Here is a 1,151-nt window from a genome sequence, read left to right as displayed (position 1 = left end):
GTAACTATAAGAGACATTGAATATTCTAAAGATACAAATACTGCACGAATATTAACAGGGCTTGGGATGCTTTACTATGATCTAAACAAAATGACCTACAAATACTACTCCAATTATTTCCCTGATAAAGAAATAAACTTTGCAAAGGTAATTAATAGTACTCTTTTTGTTGGCTCAAATAGCGGTAACATCGGGAAAAGCAATGATCACGGGGAAACGTTCTCTTTTAATGCAAAATTTGACGTGCCTATTAATAACATTTACGGGAGTAAATTAGATCCTTCTCTATATTTTGCTTCAACAAAAATTGGCGTTCTTGTGTCAACAAACGGTGGTGAAACCTGGGCAAGGAAACAAGACAACCTTGCTTTTTACAAAGTCTCTTCCGTATTGGATGGTGGAAAAGAAGTGTTTTATGCGATAACAAACGATGGTTTATTCAGGAGTTATGATAATTTTGAAAATGTAGAGAAAGTTTACGACGGAACAGTTAAAGAATTAATGATTGATGGGCAAACTATATATTTTGCAACTGACAACGCTATCTTTTCTACAAATGACTTTAAGACATTTAGCAAACTTGCTGATGTTTCTTCAAGTGTAAATGTGATTACTATCCAGAATGGCAGATTGTTTATAGGAACAAACGATGGGCTTTTGGTTTTAGACAATGGAAATCCGCAATCGATTTTAAAGGGTATAAGGATATTTGACATTTTAGGCGGCATTCCTATGTATCTTGCAACCGATAACGGTGTTATCGTTCTGAATGATGATCTTACTTACAATTCAATTAACAATGGACTTACAAATTATTATGTGACATCAATTACAAGGGATAATGAAAATAATATTTTTGTTGGAACTTTAGGTGGCGGACTGTTCAGGTTAGAGGAAAATTTTGTTATTAAATCCATATGCTACGAAAACGGTTCAATTTATCCTTTAGGCGAAGTGAGGGTTAAGTCTCATTCTTCACAAAGTTTTATTATTACTCCAAATTCGGGCTTTAAAATTAAAGATGTTAAGGTTGACGGAGTATCAGTCGGTCAATTATCAACCTATACTTTTTCAGATGTAACAAGCGATCATACCATTGAGGCAACTTTCGAACCAATCACATTTGTGATCACCGTTTCGGCAGGATCGGG

Annotated in this window: 1 protein-coding gene; it reads left to right on the top strand. The window is 34.6% G+C overall.

Features of this window, described 5'->3' with window-relative positions; all coding sequences use genetic code 11:
• A partial coding sequence (locus tag JHC30_08160) for a hypothetical protein (protein MCI4464114.1) occupies nucleotides 1–1,151 on the top strand: 1,151 nt, incomplete at both ends.

It is taken from the genome of Caldisericum sp., assembly GCA_022759145.1.
In the GTDB taxonomy this organism is placed as follows: domain Bacteria; phylum Caldisericota; class Caldisericia; order Caldisericales; family Caldisericaceae; genus Caldisericum.
This window is presented reverse-complemented; position numbering and strand designations above follow the sequence as displayed.